The organism is uncultured Schumannella sp. (assembly GCF_905479755.1).
Taxonomy (GTDB): domain Bacteria; phylum Actinomycetota; class Actinomycetes; order Actinomycetales; family Microbacteriaceae; genus DCRR01.
Genome location: NZ_CAJQNT010000029.1, coordinates 25,914 through 46,254 on the forward strand (window position 1 = coordinate 25,914; position 20,341 = coordinate 46,254).

Annotated in this window: 18 protein-coding genes and 1 tRNA gene; 10 read left to right on the top strand and 9 right to left on the bottom strand. The window is 69.6% G+C overall.

Annotation, left to right across the window (positions count from 1 at the left end; genetic code table 11):
• Positions 1-11: 11 nt before the first annotated feature.
• From QZ258_RS08495 to QZ258_RS08505, 3 genes are all read right to left on the bottom strand, one after another.
• Positions 12-2,990, bottom strand: a complete 2,979-nt coding sequence (locus QZ258_RS08495) for a cytosine permease (RefSeq protein WP_294180561.1) — start codon at positions 2,988-2,990, stop codon at positions 12-14.
• Between the two features lie 10 nt (positions 2,991-3,000).
• The gene (locus QZ258_RS08500; RefSeq protein WP_294180563.1) at positions 3,001-3,918 is read right to left on the bottom strand and encodes a DMT family transporter; all 918 of its coding nucleotides are present in this window, start codon (positions 3,916-3,918) and stop codon (positions 3,001-3,003) included.
• A 47-nt stretch (positions 3,919-3,965) separates the two neighbouring features.
• Positions 3,966-4,038 (bottom strand) — tRNA-Val (locus QZ258_RS08505).
• Positions 4,039-4,191: 153 nt separating this feature from the next.
• Between QZ258_RS08505 and QZ258_RS08510 the strand changes: the two genes are divergently transcribed.
• Entirely contained in the window at positions 4,192-4,818 is a 627-nt protein-coding gene (locus QZ258_RS08510) for a hypothetical protein (RefSeq protein ID WP_294180565.1), read from the top strand.
• 21 nt (positions 4,819-4,839) lie between these two features.
• Here the strand turns inward: QZ258_RS08510 and QZ258_RS08515 are convergent, their stop codons facing one another.
• Positions 4,840-5,328: a peroxiredoxin gene (locus QZ258_RS08515; RefSeq protein ID WP_294180568.1), complete on the bottom strand. Its 489-nt coding sequence runs from the start codon at positions 5,326-5,328 to the stop codon at positions 4,840-4,842.
• A 227-nt stretch (positions 5,329-5,555) separates the two neighbouring features.
• Here QZ258_RS08515 and aceE point away from each other — a divergent pair, with 227 nt between their 5' ends.
• The 8 genes from aceE to QZ258_RS08555 all read left to right on the top strand — a co-directional run bounded on the left by aceE (position 5,556) and on the right by QZ258_RS08555 (position 14,483).
• Positions 5,556-8,300: a pyruvate dehydrogenase (acetyl-transferring), homodimeric type gene (gene aceE, locus QZ258_RS08520; RefSeq protein WP_294180575.1), complete on the top strand. Its 2,745-nt coding sequence runs from the start codon at positions 5,556-5,558 to the stop codon at positions 8,298-8,300.
• Entirely contained in the window at positions 8,301-9,482 is a 1,182-nt protein-coding gene (locus QZ258_RS08525) for a CdaR family transcriptional regulator (RefSeq protein ID WP_294180577.1), read from the top strand. It begins immediately after the preceding gene.
• An 88-nt stretch (positions 9,483-9,570) separates the two neighbouring features.
• A complete protein-coding gene (locus QZ258_RS08530; RefSeq protein WP_294180581.1) occupies positions 9,571-10,500 on the top strand; it encodes an ACP S-malonyltransferase in 930 nt (309 codons plus the stop codon).
• Positions 10,497-11,501, top strand: coding sequence for a beta-ketoacyl-ACP synthase III (locus tag QZ258_RS08535; RefSeq protein ID WP_294180583.1), 1,005 nt, complete (start codon positions 10,497-10,499; stop codon positions 11,499-11,501). The genes QZ258_RS08530 and QZ258_RS08535 overlap by 4 nt, the downstream gene beginning before the upstream one ends.
• Positions 11,502-11,559: 58 nt before the next feature.
• Entirely contained in the window at positions 11,560-11,808 is a 249-nt protein-coding gene (locus QZ258_RS08540; protein ID WP_294180585.1) for an acyl carrier protein, read from the top strand.
• A gap of 102 nt (positions 11,809-11,910) precedes the next feature.
• On the top strand, positions 11,911-13,152 hold the full coding sequence (locus tag QZ258_RS08545; protein WP_294180587.1) for a beta-ketoacyl synthase: 1,242 nt from the start codon (positions 11,911-11,913) through the stop codon (positions 13,150-13,152).
• A gap of 74 nt (positions 13,153-13,226) precedes the next feature.
• Complete coding sequence (locus QZ258_RS08550) at positions 13,227-13,727, top strand: co-chaperone YbbN (RefSeq protein WP_294180589.1); 501 nt, start codon at positions 13,227-13,229, stop codon at positions 13,725-13,727.
• Between the two features lie 9 nt (positions 13,728-13,736).
• Positions 13,737-14,483 (top strand): cytochrome c biogenesis CcdA family protein, encoded by a 747-nt coding sequence (locus QZ258_RS08555; RefSeq protein WP_294180590.1) that lies wholly within the window; start codon positions 13,737-13,739, stop codon positions 14,481-14,483.
• A 47-nt stretch (positions 14,484-14,530) separates the two neighbouring features.
• On the opposite strand, the gene QZ258_RS08560 is transcribed toward QZ258_RS08555, so the two are convergent.
• The 4 genes from QZ258_RS08560 to QZ258_RS08575 form a co-directional block, all read right to left on the bottom strand.
• Positions 14,531-14,692 carry a hypothetical protein gene (locus QZ258_RS08560; RefSeq protein WP_294180592.1) on the bottom strand — a complete coding sequence of 54 codons (162 nt, stop codon included), beginning with the start codon at positions 14,690-14,692 and terminating at the stop codon, positions 14,531-14,533.
• Between the two features lie 8 nt (positions 14,693-14,700).
• A complete protein-coding gene (locus QZ258_RS08565) occupies positions 14,701-15,234 on the bottom strand; it encodes a DUF3145 domain-containing protein (RefSeq protein WP_294180594.1) in 534 nt (177 codons plus the stop codon).
• Between the two features lie 102 nt (positions 15,235-15,336).
• Positions 15,337-16,992, bottom strand: coding sequence for a bifunctional 3'-5' exonuclease/DNA polymerase (locus tag QZ258_RS08570; RefSeq protein ID WP_294180595.1), 1,656 nt, complete (start codon positions 16,990-16,992; stop codon positions 15,337-15,339).
• Positions 16,993-17,470: 478 nt separating this feature from the next.
• On the bottom strand, positions 17,471-18,310 hold the full coding sequence (locus QZ258_RS08575) for a DUF1684 domain-containing protein (RefSeq protein WP_294180598.1): 840 nt from the start codon (positions 18,308-18,310) through the stop codon (positions 17,471-17,473).
• A 91-nt stretch (positions 18,311-18,401) separates the two neighbouring features.
• On the opposite strand from QZ258_RS08575, the gene QZ258_RS08580 reads away from it, so the two are divergent.
• A complete protein-coding gene (locus QZ258_RS08580) occupies positions 18,402-19,169 on the top strand; it encodes a maleylpyruvate isomerase N-terminal domain-containing protein (protein ID WP_294180600.1) in 768 nt (255 codons plus the stop codon).
• Here the strand turns inward: QZ258_RS08580 and rlmC are convergent.
• Positions 19,166-20,311, bottom strand: coding sequence for a 23S rRNA (uracil(747)-C(5))-methyltransferase RlmC (gene rlmC / locus QZ258_RS08585; RefSeq protein WP_294180602.1), 1,146 nt, complete (start codon positions 20,309-20,311; stop codon positions 19,166-19,168). The genes QZ258_RS08580 and rlmC overlap by 4 nt on opposite strands.
• Positions 20,312-20,341 lie beyond the last annotated feature (30 nt).

Consider the following 20,341-nt stretch of genomic DNA (forward strand, 5'->3'; position numbering starts at 1 on the left):
ACGAGGGAGGATCAGGCCGGGGCGCCGCCGCGCGGCGTGCTGATCGCGCCCGTGTGGATCACCGAGTCCGCGGAGACACTGCGCTCTTGCCGACGCACGGACGGCAGCGCCGTCGCGAGGGTGGCAACCAGCCCGAGGGCAAGCGCCACGAAGACGCCGACATTGCTCGTTGCCCAGAGCTCGCCCGCCCCGATGCCGAGCGGAGCGAACAGGAAGCCCTGCCACGACAGCCACGACACCTCCGCCGAGGTGAGCCCCCAGCCGAGAGCCGTCGCCAAGACAAGAATGGCGAGGTTGCCCCACCGCACGTCGGGGTAGTGCCGCCCGCGCTCCAGCAACGACGAGGCGTCCAGGCGCGTGCTGCGGAACATCATCTCGGCCGCAAGAATCCCGACCCACGCCGAGACGGGCACGGCGATCGTGATGATCAAATCGAACAGGATCTCCCCCGGCTCCACCGCCAGGAACGCGAGCGCCGCCGCGACGAGCGCGACCAGCACCACCGCGAGCACCGTCGTCGAGGTGCGGGATGCGCGGATCCCGAGCGATTGGATCGCGAAGCCGCCCGAGTAGCTGGCGAGTGTCGCCGCCGAGATCAACCCGATGCCGACGGCGAGCACCAGAGGAATCGGGTACCACAGCGGCAGGAGCGACGCGAGGGCGCCGATCGGATCCAGGATCAGCGCCGCCCCGAGCGCCGGATCGGAGGCGGCGAGCAGCGCGCCCCAGGCGATCAGGGCGAAGGCGGGCAGCGTCGCTCCGAAGGAACTCGAGAGCATCGCCGCCCCACCCCAGCCATCGGGACGCTGATAGCGCGCGAGATCACCGGTCGACTGCGCCCAGGCGAGGCCCACCACGCTGAAGACGAGCGCGGCGCCGGGCACCACGAGCAACCAGGAGCCGTCCCCCAGCGTCAGAGCGGTGCCGAAGTCCAGGCGCGGCGCGGTGAGCGCGATCACGCCGACGATCAGGATGACGGAGGCGATCGTCGACACGAGGTGGACGAGCGCGAGCAGCCCGTAGCCGACGACCGACACCGTGGCGATCACGATGACGCCGACGATGATGCCGAGGAAGGTCCACAACTCGACGCCGAGACCGGGGTCGACTCCCGCGAGCTCGACGATGTGCGCGGCGCTGGCGGCAAACAACCACAGCAGCGCCCCGCCCCAGAAGATGCGGGTGGCCAGAGCGAGCACGGCCGGGCCCAGGTTGCCGAGGTGCCCGAAGACCGCACGCGAGACCACCATGACCGGCTGCCCCGTCCACTTGCCGGCGAGCGTGCCGAATCCGAGCGGAATCCAGGAGACCGCCACGCCGGTGAGCGCGGCCACGATCGCCTGACGCAGGCTCATTCCCGAGGCGGCGAGGATCGCTCCCACGGCGATCGAGATGACCGACGCGTTCGGCGCGAACCACAGCCAGAACAGGCGCACCGAGCGGCCGGCGCGGCGATCCAAGGGGGTCGGCTCGATGCCGGTCGCCTCGATCTCGCCGGCGCGCGGAACGCGACGCGCCTGCGCCGCGAGAAGGGGGTCATCGTCTGCGACCCGCTGCACGGCGATCGGCTCCGACGGGGGCGCAAGCACATCGGCGATGCCCGCCGTGCCGACCGCGATCGGAACGGATCCCGTCAACCGGTCGACATCGTCGACGACGTCGTCGTTCTCGGCGTCGAGATCGACGTCCTGCGCGATCGGAGACGGCGGGGGCACGAAGGCCCGGGGCACCGTGCGGTCGTCGAACTCCTGCGGGAGCGGTGCGACCGTCCCCGGGAGCGGTTCGCTCGGTGTCGCCTCCGGGGCGGGGGCGACCTCCTCGCTCGACGGGACATAGGGCGGAATGTCGGCAGGCTCGATCCCGATCGGTGGCGGCATCGAGCTGAAGTCGAGCACGGGCGGAAGCTCATCGAGATCGTCGGCGTCGACGTCCTCCGCGGGTTCCGTCGGCATCGGGGCCGGCATCGGTGGCTCAATCGGAGCCGACGGCGGCGTCAGCGGCGGCTCGACGAGCTCGGGGTCGAGCACGATTGCCTCCGGGTCCGGCGGTGGCATCGGCGGGCGCGCGGTGGGCACCTCCCCCGAGGCGGGGAAGGCCGGCGGCTCCACGAGCAGCGGTGGCCCGTCGTCGACCGGGGCGAAACGCGACACGACAGGTGCGGATGCATCGGGCGGGCTCGCCTGATCGTCCGGTTCGAGCGCTTCGTCGGCGCGAAGCCTGGGACCACCCGGAAGCGTGACCGCTCCGGTGGCGAGCGCCTCTTGCCAGGCGCGGAAAGCCTCCGGGTCCTCCTCGCGGAGACGCAGCTGCTGTTCGAGGATCTCGATCGCCGCGAGAGTCGAGCTCGTGCCCATCACCGAATCGAGGTCGGTCTCGTCCCCGGTGATCGCAGAAGCGGGACTCGGCTCCGGTTCGACGAGCGCGACCGGCTCCCGGGGAATCGGGAGGTCGTGAAACGAGTTCGGGTCGGGGTCGACGTCCTGCGCGTCCGGCTCGAACGAATCGGGCGCGAACGAATCGGGCTCGAACGAATCGGGCTCCGACGAGAACGAGTCCGGCTCCTCGATCAAGGACCCGGGCACAGGCTCGGGCGCCACATACTCGGGCTCGGGTTCCGGCGCGGGCTCGGGCTCGGGCTCGGGCTGATCGGATTCCGGCTCGAAGTCCGGGAGCGGCAAGAACTCGTCGTTGTCGTCGTTGTCGTCGTTGTCGTTGTCGTTGTCATCGTCGTCCGGCAGAACCGGAGCGACCTCGGCCGACGGCACAACAGGAATCGGAGCGGTGTAGGTCGAGAACTGCGCCGCGAGCGCATCCGCGATGGCATCGTCGTCGGTGAGCTCCGGTTGCTCGTTCTCGACGTCGGAAGCCGAGGCGACACCCGACGTCTCCCGGGGCAACGGAGTGAACGTCGAACGGCGCTTGCCTGTCGGCTCGGCGTCGTCCACGGAGTCGGGCTCCGCGTCACCTGTGCCGAATGGAGCGTCGGTCATGCCTGAAAGCCTAGATGCGCTCACTCACGAATGGGGTACGACGAGCCGACACGAGAACAGATAGTCCGAGCAGGATCAGCGCGACTCCGCCCCACCCCAGAGGGGCGAGCCTCTCCCCGACGACAACCACCGCGAGCAGTGTCGCCACCACCGGTTCCAGGAGCGTGATCGTCGTAACGTGTGAACTGCGGAGCTCCCGCACCCCGATCCCGAACAGCAGGTAGGCCAGCACCATGGGGCCGAGCACGAGGTAGCCCGCGATGCCCACGGTGTCGGGCGACTGCAGCAACGGAGCTCCGGTCGCGGCGAGAACAGGCACGAGCGCAACGCCGCCGAGCCCGAACATCGCGGCCATCACCCCGCGACTGGTTCCGCCCGCGGCGATCGCCCGACCGGATGCGTAGGTGTACAGCGCGTACGCGAGGCCAGCGACCAGCGCCACCGCGATCCCCGCGAAGGGGGCATCTCCGGCGCGCCCCTCGCCCGACTCCGTGTCGCCGAAGAGGGCCCGGCTGGTCGCAAGCGCGGCGATGCCAACGACCGCGAGCGCGGTCGCGATCAGCCAGCGCCGCGACAGCGGCCGCCGCTCCAGGAGCCACTCGAGGAGCGCGGAGAAGACAGGCCCGGAGCCCAGCGCGACCACGTTCCCGACCGCAACCCCCGCCAGGTCCATCCCGCTGTAGAACGCGAGCGGGTACACGACGACGCCGAGGGCCCCGAGCGCCACCCATCGACGCGGCACTCGGCTCCGCAACACGGAAACAGCCCGGCGCCCGGCGAGGGCGAAGAGAACGATCCCGCCGATGCCCATCGTGGCCGATCCGACCGCGATGGGGCTGACGTCGTCAGGGAAGAAGCTCGCCGCGGTGCCGGTCGTTCCCCACAGCGCGGACGCCAGCACGAGAGCAAGCACGGCGCCCGGATTCACCCACGGCTCCTCTCGGTTCGACGACGCACGCCCCCGGCGTCACACGGTGGGCCCTGAGGGACTCGAACCCCCGACATCCTCGGTGTAAACGAGGCGCTCTACCAGCTGAGCTAAGAGCCCGGTCGGAGTCGATGGTAGCGCGCGGCGGAGCGACGCCCCCACGCCGCGCGCCCGTGAGGCCCGAGTAAAAACTACGCAGTGCCCTCGTGCATCGCGCATGGCACAGTCGTGCTCGCGCCAATTCCGCGCCCCCGTTTCTCCGAAAGGTTCAGAATGCTCTCCCCGCGCCTGACCGCCGTTCCCGGCCTGTTGACCGCACTCGCGCTGACGCTGACTGGTTGCTCCGCAGCCGAGAGCACCGAAGCCTCCCCGGGCGGCAGCGAGTCCGGCGCGACGACCGACCCCACCGCATCCGTCGGCGCAACGGCATTCTCGGTCGACGGAACCGCCGCGTGCGACTTCCTCGACGGAGCCACCGTCGCGAGCGGCCTCGGCCTTGACGGCGCGGAGGTTTCGCTCGAAGACACCCGCGACAAAGACGATCAGAAGGTCTGTCGTTACGAACTGCGCGAGTCGGGCTCGTTCTCGGTGTTCATCCTCGCGATCGATGTGAACGACTCGGCCGACGTGAACCCCACGCAGTACACCGACCGGCTCGACCAGGCGCTCACCGAAGGCCTCCCGGTTCCCGGATTCGATCTCACGCAGACCTTCGTGCCGGTCGAGGGCCTGGGCACCGAGGCCGTGTACTCGGGAAACCTGCCCGAAGACAAGAACCTCGTCCTCCGCCTCGAGGACGAGTTTCTGATCCAGCTCAACTACAACAAGTTCGCCGACGGAGCCGACATCGGCGACTATCAGGCTCAACTCGTGGGCCTCGCCCACGAGTTGCTCGGCTGACGCGCTCGGGCGAGCGGCCGATCAGCGCGAAGCGGCGTCGAGGTCCGCAGGTGCGACCTCGGCGACCGCGGCCGTGTACTCGCTGAGCGAGCGGGACTCGCCGGGCGCAGTGATGAACGATGCGCGGATGACCCCGTCGACATCGATCACGAAGGTCGCGCGGTTGGCGAAGCCCTTCTCCTCCAGGAACACCCCGTATTCGCGGGCGACGGCACCGTGCGGCCAGAAGTCGGCGAGCAGGGTGAAGTCGTAGCCCTCCTGCTCCGCCCACGCGCGCAGGCTCGCCTTGGAGTCGACCGAAATGCCGATCAGCTCGACGCCGTGATCGCGGAACAGGGCGAGGTTGTCGCGCAGCTCGCACAGCTCCCCCGTGCAGCGGCTCGAGAACGCGAGCGGGAAGAAGACGAGCGCGACGGGCTTCCGCCCGCGGAAGTCGCTCAGTCGCACGTGCTCACCGAACTGATTCGCGAGATCGAAGTCGGGAGCTTGGGTGTCGTTCTCCAGCGCCATGATTCGGGGGTGTCCTCTCCGGCCGGGGCGAAATCCCGGCAAGTCCAGCGACCGATCCTACGCCCGAGACGGAGATTGCGCCGAGCGGTCCGGAACTGTGGCCTTCACACAACTAGACTGCCTTTCGATACCCCGCTCCCCACCACCGAGAACCCGGAGGGTTGTCGAGCGCGGACGCCACCGCATGGCCCACCCGCCATGCCGCGACTCCTAAGGAGAAGTCAGACGTGACGGTCAACGACCAGGACCCGTATTCGGTGAACCACACTGACCCGGACCCGGAGGAAACCTCCGAATGGCAGCAGTCACTCGACGCCCTCGTCGAGGAAAAGGGCCGTGGCCGCGGTCGCGACGTCATGCTGAGCCTGCTCAAGCGATCCAAGGATCTGCACCTCGGAGTCCCGATGGTGCCGACGACGGATTACATCAACACGATCGCCCCCGAGAACGAGGCGCCGTTCCCCGGTGACGAGGAGCTCGAGCGCGAGTACCGCCGCTGGATCCGCTGGAACGCGGCCATCACGGTGCACCGCGCGCAGCGCCCCGGCATCGCGGTCGGCGGCCACATCTCGACCTACGCGTCGAGCTCGTCGCTCTACGAGGTCGGACACAACTGGTTCTTCCGCGGTCAGGACCACGCCTCCGGTGGCGACCAGATCTTCTACCAGGGCCACGCCTCCCCCGGCATGTATGCCCGCGCCTACCTCGAGGGCCGCCTCACCGAGCACCAGCTGGACGGCTTCCGTCAGGAGAAGTCGCACTCGGGCGGCGGGCTCAGCTCGTACCCGCACCCGCGCCTCATGCCCGAGTTCTGGCAGTTCCCGACCGTGTCGATGGGCCTCGGCCCGATCAATGCGATCTGGCAGGCGCAGAACAACAAGTACCTCACCAACCGCGGGATCACCGACGCCGCCGACAGCCGCGTCTGGGCGTTCCTCGGCGACGGCGAAATGGACGAGGTCGAAAGCCGCGGCGCCCTGCAGTGGGCCGCCAACGAAAAGCTCGACAACCTGACCTTCGTCGTGAACTGCAACCTGCAGCGCCTGGACGGCCCGGTTCGCGGCAACGGCAAGATCATCCAGGAGCTCGAGAGCTTCTTCCGGGGTGCCGGCTGGAACGTCATCAAGGTCATCTGGGGCCGCGAATGGGACGACCTGCTCTCGCGCGACGAGAGCGGCGCACTCGTCAACCTCATGAACAAGACCCCCGACGGCGACTACCAGACCTACAAGACCGAAGATGGCGCCTATGTGCGTGAGAACTTCTTCGGCCGCGACCCGGAGGCTCTGAAGCTCGTCGAAGGCATGACCGACGATCAGGTCTGGAGCCTGCGTCGCGGAGGCCACGACTACCGCAAGGTCTACGCGGCGTTCAAGGCCGCCGTCGAGCACGAAGGCCAGCCGACCGTCATCCTCGCCAAGACGATCAAGGGCTACGGCCTCGGCAAGAGCTTCGAGGGTCGCAACGCGACCCACCAGATGAAGAAGCTCACGCTCGACAACCTCAAGCAGTTCCGTGACGAACTGCGCATCCCGATCACGGATGCCCAGCTCGAAGAGAACCCGTACCTGCCGCCGTACTTCCACCCGGGCAACGACAATCCGGCGATCGAGTACCTGCACGAGCGCCGTCGCGAACTGGGTGGGTACCTGCCCGAGCGTCGCACGAAGCATGTGCCGGTCACGCTGCCGGAGGACAAGGCGTTCGAGGTCGTCAAGAAGGGCTCGGGCAAGCAGGAGGTCGCCACCACGATGGCGTTCGCCCGCCTGCTGAAGGACCTGCTGCGCACCCCCGACCTGGGCCAGCGGATCGTGCCGATCATCCCCGACGAGGCGCGCACCTTCGGCATGGATGCGTACTTCCCGACGGCGAAGATCTACAACCCGAACGGTCAGCACTACACCTCGGTCGACCGCGACCTGCTGCTCGCCTACAAGGAGAGCCCGCAGGGGCAGATCGTGCACGTCGGCATCAACGAGGCGGGCGCATTCGCGGCCTTCACCGCGATCGGCACCTCGTACTCGACGCACGGCCAGCCGCTCATCCCGGTGTACGTGTTCTATTCGATGTTCGGCTTCCAGCGCACGGGCGACGCCATGTGGGCCGCGGGCGACCAGATGGCGCGCGGGTTCATCATCGGCGCGACCGCCGGCCGCACCACGCTGACCGGTGAAGGTCTGCAACACGCGGACGGCCACTCGCCGCTGCTCGCCTCGACGAACCCCGCCGTCGTCAGCTACGACCCCGCCTACGGCTACGAGATCGGCCACATCGTCAAGGCCGGCCTCCAGCGCATGTACGGCACCGACGAGAACGGGCTCACGCATCCGGACCCGAACGTCATGTACTACCTCACGGTGTACAACGAGCCGATCGTGCAGCCGGCCGAGCCGGAGAACGTGGATGTCGACGGGATCCTCAAGGGCATCCACAAGGTCAGCGAAGGACCCGAGACGAGCGGCCCCCAGGCGCAGATCATGGCGTCCGGCGTCGCGCTCGCGTGGGCGATCGAGGCGCAGGAGTTGCTGGCACGCGATTGGGGCGTCTCGGCCGACATCTGGAGCGTCACCTCGTGGACGGAGCTGCGCCGCGACGGCCTCGCCGCCGACGAGCACAACTTCCTGCACCCGGAGGAGCCGCCGCAGGTTCCCTACCTCTGGAACAAGCTCAACGGGGCCGAGGGTCCGTTCGTGGCCGTCACCGACTACATGCACGCGGTCCCCGACCAGGTGCGTCAGTTCGTGCCCGGCGACTTCGCGACGCTCGGCGCCGACAACTTCGGCTTCAGCGACACGCGACCGGCGGCCCGCCGCTTCTTCAAGATCGACGGCCCCTCCGTGGTGGTGCGCACCCTGCAGTCGCTCGCGCGACGCGGAGCCGTGGACCCGGCGACGGTGGCTCGCGCGATTGAGCAGTACCGTCTGCACGACGTGACGGCCGGCACCTCCGGATCGGCGGGTGGCGAGAGCTAAGTGGCCGAGCGCACCAAGAAGCAGACGCTTGCGTGGCTTCGGACGCTCACCGGTGAACTCTCCACGGCGACGCTGAAGCGACTCGACGACACGCTGCCCTGGTACCGGGACATGCCCCCGGGCCGGCGCAGCGCCGTCGGCCTGGTCGCCCAGGCGGGCATCACGTCGTTCATTTCGTGGTTCGACGACCCGAAATCCACGCCGTGGATCGCGGCCGACGTCTTCGGCGCGGCGCCGCGCGAGTTGCTTCGTTCGGTGTCGCTGCAGCAGACGCTGCAGCTCATCCGGGTCACGGTCGAGGTCGTCGAACACCGCATCAAGGACGACGACGAGGTGCTGCGGGAGGCGATCCTGCTGTATTCGCGTGAGATCGCGTTCGCTGCGGCCGATGTCTACGCGCGCGCCGCCGAGGCACGCGGTCTCTGGGATGCCCGACTCGAGGCGCTCGTGGTCGACTCGATCCTCACCGGCGAGTACGACAGCGAACTCCCGAGTCGTGTCGCGGCGCTCGGGTGGAACGGGCACGGCGAGGTCAGTGTCCTGGTCGGCACCGCGCCGCGCAGTCTCGACGTCGACCAGTTGCGCCGGACCGCGCGTCACCTGGACGCCGACGTCCTCATCGGCGTGCAGGGCAGTCGTTTGGTGCTCGTCATCGGCCGCACCAACCCCGTCGATGAGGAGGACAGCACCCAGAGCCGGGAACGCCTGACCTTCCTGGAGATCGCGGCCCAGCTCGAGCCGGGCTTCGGCGAGGGTCACCTTGTGCTCGGACACACCGTCCCCTCGCTCGTCGAGGCGGCGCGTTCCGCACGTGCCGCGCTCGCTGGCTTCGCCGTGGCGAAGGCATGGCGGAACGCCCCGCGCCCGACCCACGCCGACGATCTGCTGCCCGAGCGCGCCCTCGCGGGCGATCCGCTGGCGCGCAAGGCACTCGTCGAGCGGATCTACGTTCCGCTGCAGAACCACTCCACCGAGTTGTTGACCACGCTGTGGTGCTACCTCGACAACGGCCGCTCGCTCGAGGCGACCGCGCGCGAACTGTTCGTGCACCCCAACACCGTCCGCTACCGACTCAAGCGCATCAGTGAGGTCATTGGCTGGGACGCGACCGGCGCCCGCGAGGCGCTCATCCTGCAGGTCGCGCTCGTCGTCGGCAGCATCTCCGACGCCGACCGGAAGTAGTGGCTCTGTAGGTACTCTCCAGTGTTTCTGGCGATTCTTGGTGGCGCGTGTTTCGCACCTCCCGTTTTCGACTGACAGACTGGAGGGCGTGAGTGTCGTCATCGTCGCGCCCGGTCAGGGCTCCCAAACCCCCGGATTCCTCGAGCCTTGGCTCGCCGAGCCCGCGATCGCCGCGCATCTCGGCGAACTAGCGCAGGCCTCGGGCATTGATCTCGTCGCGCACGGCACCACATCGGATGCCGACACCATCCGCGACACCGCCGTGGCGCAGCCGCTCATCGTCGCCGCCTCGCTGCTCTCCCTGCGCGCCGTCCTCGGTGACGACGACGGTCGGTCCGCACGCCTTGCCGGCATCGCGGGCCACTCGGTCGGCGAGTTCGCTGCGGCCGCCGGCGCCGGCATCCTGAGCGAAGCCGACGCGATGCGCCTGGTGGCGCTGCGCGGTCGGGCGATGGCCTCCGCCGCTGCCGAGGTCACGACCGGCATGAGCGCCGTGATCGGCGCCGACGAGGGCGAACTGCTCGGCGTACTCGCCGCGCTGGGTCTTGCCCCCGCCAACTTCAACGGGGGCGGCCAGATCGTCGTCGCGGGCGAGCTTCCGGCGCTGGAGCGCCTCAAGGAGACCCCGCCGCCCGGGGCGCGGGTCATCCCGCTGCAGGTCGCGGGGGCGTTCCACACCCACTTCATGGCGTCGGCGGTCGACACGCTCCGCTCCGCCGCCGCGGATGTCACCGTCGGCGACCCGACCACCACGATCTGGACGAACCGCGACGGCAGCACCGTCACGGGCGGCGCCACCTTCCTCGACCTCCTCGTCGGGCAGGTCGCCAACCCGGTGCGCTGGGACCTCACGATGGAGGCCTTCGCCGCGGCGGGTGTCACCGGGATTGTCGAACTCGCCCCCGCGGGCGCGCTCGTCGGTCTCGCCAAGCGCGGCCTGAAGGGCCTTCCCACCGTCGCGGTCAAGACCCCCGACGACATCCCCGCCGCACAGGCCCTCATCGACGGAGCAGCATGACCACCCCTTCCCTCACCCAGGCGTCCGGCGCGAAGTACACCCGGATCCTGAGCTTCGGTGCCGCGCGCGGCGACCTCGTCGTCCCCAATGAGGACCTCATCGGGCCGATCGACTCCAGCGACGAGTGGATTCGTCAGCGCACCGGCGTCATCACCCGCAAGCGCGCGAGCAAGGGCCTCAACGCGGTCGACCTCGCGGAGACCGCCGCGAACGAGGCGCTCGAGAAGGCCGGCGTGCCGCGCGAGAAGATCGGCGCGGTGCTCGTCTCGACCATCAGCAACGTGGCCGTCACGCCGTCGATGGCCTCGTTGCTCGCCGACCGGCTCGGCGTGACGCCGGCCCCCGCGTACGACATCAGTGCCGCCTGCGCGGGCTACACCTACGGAATCGCCCAGGCGGATGCGCTCATCCGCAGCGGCGCCGCCGAATACGTGCTCGTCGTGGGCGCCGAGAAGCTCTCCCAGTACGTGCACCCCGAGGACCGCTCGATCTCGTTCCTGCTCGGCGACGGCGCCGGCGCGGTGGTCGTGGGCCCCGCCGACGAGCCGGGAATCGCCGCCACGGTGTGGGGGTCGGACGGCTCCAAATGGGATGCGGTCGGCATGAACGCCACCTTCGAGGAGTACCTCGACGGCGAGAAGCCGTGGCCGACGATGCGCCAAGAGGGCCAGACGGTGTTCCGTTGGGCCGTGTGGGAGATGGCCAAGGTCGCGAAGAAGGCGCTCGAGTCCGCCGGCATCACCTCGAACGATCTGTCCGCGTTCATTCCGCACCAGGCCAACATGCGCATCATCGATGAGCTTGCCAAGCAGCTGAAGCTTCCCGAGCACGTCGCGATCGCTCGCGACATCGAGACCACCGGAAACACCTCCGCCGCCTCGATCCCGCTCGCCGCCCATCGACTGCTCGAAGAACACCCCGAATTGAGCGGCGGTCTCGCCCTTCAGATCGGATTCGGCGCCGGACTCGTCTACGGCGCCCAGGTCGTGCGCCTGCCCTAGGATCGACACGGTCACCCCTACACCCGACTACCACGCACCACACAAGGAGAGAAACGACATGGCACTGTCCACCGAAGAGGTCCTCGCGGGCCTGGCCGAGCTCATCAACGACGAGACCGGAATCGCCACCGACACCGTCGAGTTGGACAAGTCGTTCACGGACGACCTCGACATCGACTCGATCTCGATGATGACGATCGTCGTCAACGCCGAAGAGAAGTTCGACGTCAAGATCCCCGACGAAGAGGTCAAGAACCTCAAGACCGTCGGCGACGCCGTCAGCTTCATCGTTTCGGCCCAGGGCTGAGACTCGACGCGCGCGCCGCATCGTCGGCGCGCGCGTCCTCGACCGACGCCATCCGGCGCAGTCGTTCGACCTCGGCGCGCCCGAGGATCTACGGGAGTTGGAATGACCAAGAAGATCGTTGTCACCGGAATCGGTGCGACATCGCCGCTCGGCGGCACCGCACGCGACAGCTGGAACGCGCTGCTCGCGGGCGAGACCGGCGTTCGTCCGCTCACCCAGGACTGGGTGGCCCAGCACGAGCTGCCCGTCACCTTCGCCGCGCAGGCCCGCGTTCGCCCCGAAGAGGTGCTGGAGCGCCAAGAGACCAAGCGGCTCGACCCCTCGGCGCAGTTCGCGCTGATATCCGCCCGCGAGGCCTGGGCCGACGCGGGTATCACCGACCTCGCCCCCGAGCGACTCGGTGTCGAATTCTCGACCGGCATCGGTGGGCTCTGGACTCTCCTGGATGCGTGGGACACCCTGCGCGAGAAGGGCCCGCGTCGCGTCCTGCCGATGACGGTCCCGATGCTCATGCCGAACGCCGCCTCCGCCGCGGTCAGCATGGCCCTGGATGCGCGCGCCTTCGCCCGCACCGACGTCTCGGCCTGCGCTTCCAGCACCGAGGCCATCGCGAACGCCTACGACCACCTCCAGGCCGGCCTTGCCGACGTGATCATCGCCGGGGGCACCGAGGCGTGCATCCACCCGCTCCCGCTCGCGGCCTTCGCCTCGATGCAGGCGCTCTCCAAGCGCAACGACTCCCCCGAGACGGCCTCGCGCCCCTACGACGTGAGCCGCGACGGCTTCGTCATGGGTGAGGGTGCCGCCAGCATCGTCATGGAGACCGAAGAGCACGCCAAAGCGCGCGGCGCGAAGATCTACGCCGAGATCGCCGGCGGCGGCGTGACGAGCGACTCGTACCACATCACCGCCCCCGACCCCGAGGGTCGCGGCGCGGCCAGCGCGGTGCTCGCGGCGCTCGAGCAGGCGGGCGCAACCGCCGACGAGGTCACGCACATCAACGCGCACGCGACGAGCACGCCGGTCGGCGACATCGCGGAGTACAAGGCGCTGTTCGCGATCTTCGGAGAGCGCGTCAAGTCCATCCCCGTCTCGGCGACGAAGGCAGCCCACGGCCACCTGCTCGGCGGCACGGGCGCGCTCGAGGCGATCTTCACGATTCTCGCCGTGCAAGAGCGCCAGGCCCCGCCGACCGCGACGCTCGTCGATCAGGACCCCGAGATTCCGCTTCTCGTCAGCGCAGGCGTGCAGAAGCTCGGCGCCGAGCCGCAACTCGCGATCAGCAACAGTTTCGGGTTCGGTGGCCACAACTCGGTCGTCGCGATCCGCAGCTACGAGGGCTGATCCGCAGTCTGTGAATTCGCTGGGGGCGCCGGACGAGTCCGGCACCCTTTGTGATGCCCTGCCACACTGAACCCATGAAGGTGCGCCCCGGAGTCGTCATCGGAATCTTGGCCGGAATCATTGCGATCGCGGTCATTGCGGTCATCGCGATTCAAGGCTCGAACGGCGGATCCGTGCTCGACACGGCGCCGGAGACCTCGAATTCCGCCCCGGCGACGGAGGCGGCCCCCTCCGCGAGCGACGACGCCGACGGGGGCGAGTCCGCGGCCGCAGGCAGCTACGTCGACTACAGCGAGAACGCGATCGCGAACGCCGACGGACGCATCCTGCTGTTCTTCCACGCCTCCTGGTGCCCGCAGTGCCGCAGTCTTGAAAGCGACATCCTGGCGCGCGGCGTTCCCGCCGGCGTGACAATCGTCAAGGTCGACTACGACAACTACCAGGACCTCCGCGCGGAGTACGGCGTCACCATCCAGACGACCCTCGTCGAGGTCGATGCCGCGGGGAACGCGGTGCAAACCTACGTCGCCTACGACGAGCCCACGCTCGCCGCCGTCGTCGCCGCGATGCTCTAGGCACGACTCGTGCTCACGCTGCTGCTCGTCGCGTTCGTCGCGGGCGTCCTCACGACCGCGGCACCCTGCGTGCTCCCGCTCCTGCCGGTGATCGTCGGCGGCTCGATCGTGCGCGGCTCAGGAGGCGCTCAGAGCGCCGCAGCCTGGCGACGACCGCTCCTCATCGCCACCGGACTCGCCGTGTCGGTCATCGCCTTCACGCTCCTGCTGAAAGCCACCACGGCCCTGCTGGGCGTCCCGCAGTTCGTCTGGCAGATCGTCGCCGGGGGAATCGTCGTGCTGTTCGGCATCACCCTGGTGTTCCCGCAGCTTTGGGAGCGGCTGATGCTCGTGACCGGGCTTCAGGCGCGCTCCGGCGCCGCTCTCGACCGCTCGACGCGCGTCGGCGGCCCCGCGGGAGATCTTCTCCTCGGTGCCGCGCTCGGACCCACGTTCAGCAGCTGCAGCCCGACCTACGCCCTCATCGTCGCCGCCGTGCTCCCGGCGTCATTCGGCGAAGGGCTCGCCGCGATCGTGGCCTACGCGCTAGGGCTCGCGATCACCCTGCTGCTGGTGGCGCTACTCGGGCAGTCATTCGCGCGCAAGCTCGGCTGGCTCAACCGACCCGACGGCTGGTTCCGGCGCATCGTCGGCATCATCATGATCCTCGTCGGCATCGCCGTGATCGCGGGGCTGGACAAGGCGGCGCAGACCTTCGTGCTCGAGCAGGGGTGGTACGCCCCGATCGAGAACCTCGAGCGAACGCTACTCGGCTAACTCCCTGCGACGCGCCGGCACCGCGGGTGCGACTTCCTCGCGGCGCGTCAGCGGATGCGGATAGGCCGACACCCGTCGTGCTCGGCGCAGTCGTCGTCGAGTTGATTCAACTCGTCGGCCGTGACGAGTCGCTCCAGTTCGGCGAGATCAAGCAACGGCGGCGCGATGCCTTCGAGAATGTCGTCCCACTCCCGGTGCAGAATTCGCATGATCGCTCCTAACCCACCTTGTGCAGCCAGACGACGGGCGCCTCATCGCTCGCGTGCCGGAACACTTCCAGTTCGTCATCCCAGGCCTGGCCCAGCGCGAGTCGGAGTTCGCGGTGGAGCTCGAACGCATCCGAACCGGCCGATTCCATCGCAAACCGCACGCGGTCCTCGGGGATGACAGTGTTGCCGGCGGAGTCGGTCTGCGCGAAGTAGATGCCGAGATCGGGGGTGTGCATCCAGCGCCCGCCGTCGGAGGCGGCACTCGGGTCTTCCGTCACCTCATAACGGAGGTGCTCCCAGCCGCGCAGGGCGGAGGCGAGCTCGGCCCCCGTCCCGACGGGGCCCTCCCAGTAGTACTCGGTGCGCTGCGCACCCTTGAGCACCGGCTGGGGGCGCCAATCGAAGTTGACCGCACGACCGAGCGCACGACCGGCAGCCCACTCGACGTGGGGGCACAGTGCACGCGGTGCCGAATGCACGTAGACGACGCCGCGCGTGAAGGCGCGACGAATAACGGTGTCATCACCGGCTACAACAGTCACAACTCCTCCGATCCTCAGATGCGACTTCCCCATCGATCTGCAATCGGATTCAGTTGTTGCCGCCATTATCGCGCACAAACCTCAGGAATCACAAGCATGTGATTACTTCGCGTCGGCGTAACTCCGTGCGACCGCGACGCTCACGGCGAACTCCACAGGCCCCTCACCGAACAGCAGACGACCCGCCTCGGCGGCGGAATCGCGCACCGCGCGCTCCACCTCCTCGGCCAACTCGGTCGGGGTGTGCACGATCACCTCGTCGTGGAGAAAGAACACCAGGTGCGGGCGCGCGGTGAGCGGCGCCGCGGAGTCGTCTCCCCCGCCGAGCTCCCACAGGCGCCGGCGCAGGGCACCCATCCAGCACAGCGCCCACTCGGCCGCCGTTCCCTGCACGATGAAATTGCGTGTGAAGCGGCCCCACGCGGCGGAGTCGGTGCGGGCGCGCAGGCGTTCCGCATCCGTGCGCGTCTCGTCGTAGTCGGCGCCTCGGCCGGGCGGCGAACTCCGGCCGAGCCAGGTGGAGACCGACTCGCCGCGCTCACCCGCGCGCGCGGCCGCCTCGACGTACTCCATCGCGCGTGGGAAGGCGCGAGCGATGCGTGGGCGCATCCGTCCGCTCTCCCCCGTCGTGCCGCCGTAGATCGCGCCGAGCATGCCGTACTTCGCCTGCTCACGCGAAGCGACGGCGCCCGTGGCCACCATGCCTTCGTACATGTCGTGCGCCTGACCCGCGCGGGCCATCGCGAGGTCGCCCGACATCGCGGCGAGCACGCGCGGCTCCAACTGGGCCGCGTCGGCGACCACAAACGTCCACCCCGGATCCGCGATCACCGCCCCGCGCACCGACTTGGGCAGCTGCAGCGCTCCCCCGCCGTCACTCGCCCAACGCCCGGTCACGACGCCCGCCGGCACATAGACCGGACGGAAGCGCCCGTCGTGCACCCACTCGTCGAGCCAGTTCCAGCCGTTCGCGGTGAAGAGGCGTTGCAGCGACTTGTAGGCGAGCAGGGGTCCGACCGCGGGGTGGTCGAGGCCGCGCAGCTCCCACTTGCTCGTGCTCTGCACGCGCAAGCCCGCGCTCTGCAGGGCGCGCAGCAGGCTGGGTTGCGACTCGGGATTGACGTCGGCGACCCCGAGAGCCGCGCGGAGCTCCGCGAGCTTGGCGGTCATCCGCTCGGGGCGCTCGCCCGCGGCAGGCCGCGGGCCGAGCACTTCGGTGAGGAGCTCGTCGTGGCGCTCGGCGTTCCAGGGCAGGCCCGCGAACCGCATCTCGGCCGCGATCAACGAGCCGACGCTCTCGGCGGCCAGCAAGAGGTTCAGCCGACCGGGCTCGCGGGACGCGGCGACCGCGGCGCGTTGGCGGCGCAGCTCCTCGACCGGGTCGGGGTCGGCGGGTGCGGCGGGCTCGAGGTCGAACAACCCGTCGCGGCGTTCGGGCGAGCGCGCCACCGCGGGCTCATCCCAGACGTCGCGCGCGGCCCGGGCGAGCTCCGTGTCGCGGGTGTGTACCGAGCCCCGCAGAATCCGCCGGCACAGCCGCAGGTCGTGCGCCCGCTCGACACGGACGCCGCCTGCCACCAACTCGGCGTGCCAGTGCGAGGAATCGCCCCACACCCAGCGCGGGTGCTCCCTCTCGCGGTCAACAACCCACGCAGCAAGGTCGGAGCGCGGGAACTCACGGCGCGCGAGTTCTGTCAGGTCGTCATCGAGGTCGACCGCGACGACAGAGTCGCCGATGGACCTCAACGCAACGTACACACCTCATCTTCGCGCGTCCCCCCGACGCGCGCGCGCCCGCCCGCCGCCCGCGCCGCCCGCTCGACCGCCCGCCGCCACGGTCCCCGTCGCCCCGGTCGTCCCCGCCGCCCTGTTCAGAAATGCAGGAACGACGCGAGGCGGATGCCGCGGTTACTAGGCCGCCGACCCCGGAATCCGCCGGATCTCCTGCATTTCTGAAATGGCCCCACGGGACCGCGGGACGGCGGGACGGCGGAGCGGCGGAGCCGGACCCTCGCGGGGCCCGCGCACCGGCGTTGCCGGCCGCGCACGGGCCTCGCCACGCCGCCCAGTTCAGAAATGCAGGAACGACGCGAGGCGGATGCCGCGGTTACAAGGCGGCCGACCCCGGAATCCGGCGGATCTCCTGCATTTGTGAAAAGAGGCAGGCGGGTGCCGAGCGCGCGAGGGCGCACCTGCCCAGCGCGCAGACCCGCCGGCGACGTCACCGGCAGAAGTCTCAGTGCAGCGGCTGGCCGTCCTTGCCGACGACGTTCTTCTCGCCCGCCTCGACCGCGAACGGGAACCGGTTCTGCTTCGGTGGCATCGGGCAGTTGAAGGCGTAGCTGAACGCGCAGGGCGGAATCACGGCGCGGTTGAAGTCGAGCGTGATGGTGCCGTCGGCGTTGGGCGCGAGGAAGAGGAAGCGCCCCACGCTGTAGGTCGACTCACCGTTGGTGGTGTCGGCGAACACCAGCTGCAGCGCCCGACCCGCCTTGAACGCGGCCAGGTCGAACTCGTGCCCGTCGCGCTCGAACATAATGCGCCCCGGCACCACCTGTTCGCGCGTGACGCCATCGTCTTTCAGGTGCTCGAAGCCGACCGTCGTTCCCGAAGGGTTCTCTTCCCAGCGGGCGGTGATCACCCAGTCGGGGTTGTAGTCGAAGGCGTCGATACCGCCGAAGTTCTGGATGCCCTCGGAGTTGGCATCCCACACCCGCAGCGCGTAGCCGCCGGTCGCCTGCGCGATCACGGCGCCGCGCACGGTGTCGCTGAACACCACATCCCCGGGCGTCTCGTGGTCCTTGCCGCGCACGATGGCCTCACCGTCGACCAGCTCGCCGTCGACGCGGATGCCGTCGGCCGCGTCCGCGATCACCTTCAGCCCCGACTCCCCCGCCGCAAGTGGCGCCCACCGGCCCGGAACCCCCCAGATCGGCTGCTCGGAGTCGACCACCTGCGTGTTGACGAGCGCGAGGCTGCCGAGCGGCTGCACGACCGCCAGTTCGCGACGCGCGTGGTACAGCGCAAACGCCTCCTCGGCGGTCGTCGGGGCGGTGGCGGTGCTCTGCTCGGTCATGGTTCCATCCTGTCGGCTCGGGGGGTGCAACGCACGCCGACACGGGCGCATTCCCGCGACTGGGTGCGTGCCGCACTGCTAGCGTCGTCGCGTGACCGACTCCACGTTCGATGCCGTCGCCGATCCGCTTGTTGTGATCGCCGAACTCTCGGATGCCTTCGCACTCGACGCTGGACGCCTCGACCCCGACGCCGCCGTCTCCAACCCGGTGTGGGGCAGCGTCGCCCGGATGGTCGACCACGTCGGCGGCATCTTCCGCTGGGTGGCGGCGACCGTGGTCAGCGGCGAGTGCGCCGAGCGCGGAGCCCACACGAAGCCGGAGCCGCACGAGTTGGAGGTGTGGTTCCGCGAGTCCCGCGCGCTACTGCTCGACGCCCTCACAAAGACCGAGCCGACGCGCCCGTGCTGGACCCTCTACGACAAGCCCGGCACGGCGAACTTCTGGCGCCGACGCATGGTGCACGAGACGACGATGCATCTGGGCGATCTGCGCACCGCCGACGGCGAGGGCTACACCCCGCCCGCCGAGGCGAGCGCTGCCGTGTTCGCCGACGGGATCGCGGAGCACCTCGGCGTGTTCCTCGACCGTTCACGCCTGGAGCTCGATCGACTCCCCGCACCGTTCGCCCTGCACGCGACGGATGCCGGAGTGCGCTGGACGATCCTCGAGGATTGGCAGGTGGCGCAGAACGATGGCGCGTCGTCGGCCCGCCCGGGCACCACCACGGTCGCCGGCCCCGCCGGATGGCTGGCCGCGTTCGCCTGGGACCGCGTCACCCTCGAGGCGACTCCGCAGCTGACGCTTGCGGGAGACGCGGCGGTGGCGGCGGCGTACACGGCCGCCCCCGTTCATCCCTAAAGGTCGGCGCCCCGGCGCTCGAGCAGCACCATCACCTCGCTGTGCGCGGTCTGCGGGAACATGTCGAACACCCGCACCCGACGCGCCACGAACCCGGGCAGCGCGCGCAGGTCACGCTCGAGCGAGTGCACGTTGCAGCTCGAATAGATGATGGTGCGCACCGTTGAGGCGACAAGCCAGGTGGTGAGCCGCTCGCCGAGCCCGCGTCGCGGCGGGTTGACGATGACGAGCTCCGGATGCGCGGCGGCCGTCTCGGCGAACGCCGTCGCATCCATCACCGCGAATTCGACGTCGTCGAGGCCGGACTCGGCGGCCGTGCGCCGCGCGCTCAGCACCGCCTGCTCGCTGGACTCGATGCCGAGCACCGCGCGGCCCGGCGCGGCGGCGTGCAGCGCGAAGCCGCCGACCCCGCAGTAGAGATCCCAGACGCTCGCGGGCCCGGCTTCGTCGACCCATTCGCGCGCCTGGGTGTACATGCCTTCGGCGATCGCCGTGTTCGTCTGGAAGAAGCCGCCCGGCCGCAGGTGCAGTTCGAGGGCGCCCACGCGCATCCCGATGCTGTCGGCCTCGGTGAGAAGCTGCTCGTCGGGCCCTTCGAGTACCGCCTTGTGCTCGGGCTGCAGGTTAACGCTCACGACCTCGAGCCGCGGCAGCGCGGCCTGCAGGCTCGGCAGGTGCTTGCGGATGCGTGACACCGACTCGGTGGACCGCAGTATGAAGCGCAGCATCAGCGCCCCGCTCGGCGCCTCGGTGAGGAGGGCGTGCTTGAGTTCGCCGGTGCGCGCGGGCACGTCGTAGGGGGTCAGCCGCGCCAGGCCGATGAAGTCGGCGATCGCGGGGACGGCGGCACGCAGGCCGGGCGCGTGGATGCCGCACTCGCGCAGGTCGACGCCGCGCTGGCGTTCGTCGAGGATGCCGAGCGTGGGCGCGTCGGCGGTTCCTCCGACGACGAGCTTCGCCTTGTTGCGGAAGCCGTCCTCGGAGCTGGCCATCGGCGCCAGCCATTCGGCGGCATCCGCCCCGGATGCCTCCCCCAGCACCGCGCGCGCGGTCGCCACCTTGCCCGCGAGCTGCTGCACGTAAGGCTGCCCCATGAACTCGCACGAGCGGCACACGCCGGCGTCGAAGTAGGAGCACTGCATCAGGTCAGGGTATCGACAGGCAGGGGTTTT